1 protein-coding gene and 1 pseudogene are annotated in these 1,054 nt (G+C 29.8%); one reads left to right on the top strand and one right to left on the bottom strand.

The window, feature by feature from the left end; genetic code table 11:
• A partial coding sequence (locus HMPREF3058_RS08030) for a tandem-type lipoprotein (RefSeq protein ID WP_070731306.1) occupies positions 1-665 on the top strand: 665 nt, incomplete at its 5' end.
• Here the strand turns inward: HMPREF3058_RS08030 and HMPREF3058_RS12435 are convergent.
• Positions 661-729 (bottom strand): annotated as a pseudogene (locus tag HMPREF3058_RS12435) (hypothetical protein); the annotation flags it as partial. The gene HMPREF3058_RS08030 and the pseudogene HMPREF3058_RS12435 overlap by 5 nt on opposite strands.
• Between the last annotated feature and the right edge of the window lie 325 nt (positions 730-1,054).

Genomic DNA, 1,054 nt, shown 5'->3' with positions numbered 1-1,054 from the left:
CAACTAAAAATCTAGAAGACTTTTATGATAAAGAAGGTTTTCGAGATGAAGAATTTGATAAAAATGACAAAGGAACATGGATAGTTCATTCTGAAATGACCATTGAACCAAAAGGAAAGAGTATGGAAACTAGAGGAATGGTCTTGTATATCAACCGAAATACTAGAACAACCAAAGGGTATTATTTTATAAATGAAATTACAGATGATAGTAAAGGTAGACCAAAAGATGATGAAAAGAGATATCCTGTAAAAATGGAACACAATAAAATTATTCCAACGAAGCCAATACCTAATGACAAACTAAAAAAAGAAATAGAAAACTTCAAATTTTTTGTACAATATGCCAACTTTAAAGATATTAATGATTATAAAAACGGGGATATTTCATACAATCCTAACGTTCCTAGTTATTCTGCGAAATATCAACTGAATAATGATGACTATAACGTGAAACAATTAAGAAAAAGATATGACATCCCAACTAAAAAAGCACCTAAATTATTGTTAAAAGGGGATGGCGACTTAAAAGGGTCATCTGTAGGTCGTAAAGACCTAGAATTCACCTTCGTAGAAAATAAAGAAGAAAATATCTATTTTACAGATAGTATTAATTTCAAACCGACTGAGCGTGATGAATCACGAACAGTACTGAATATAAAATAAAACCTGGTAATATAACAAGCAACTCTGAAGAAACAAGTTCGGTATCTAAAATCAGTTCTGAAATTGAAAATGCAAATCATAAAAGAGATGAAAGCTGAAGAATAGCACTGCTAACACAAACAATGAGACATTGCCACGCTTTCAGTAAAAATTTTAAAAGTTTAACTAAAGGCGATTGGGTAGTTAGTACAATCTTTGAATTGGATTCAATAAGTAATAATTTAAAGAATAATCTGGACTAATTAATTTAGAAGCATATCAAAGTGAAGCATTTTGTAAAAGTATAAATCAAGTAAAATCGGAAAGATGTGAGCCAATGCGTTATCTCAAGAAAGTAACGATATACATAAGTTTATTAATTTTAACGATTTTTATTGGAGGATGTGGTT

It is taken from the genome of Staphylococcus sp. HMSC068G11 (assembly GCF_001815825.1).
In the GTDB taxonomy this organism is placed as follows: domain Bacteria; phylum Bacillota; class Bacilli; order Staphylococcales; family Staphylococcaceae; genus Staphylococcus; species Staphylococcus epidermidis.
This window is presented reverse-complemented; position numbering and strand designations above follow the sequence as displayed.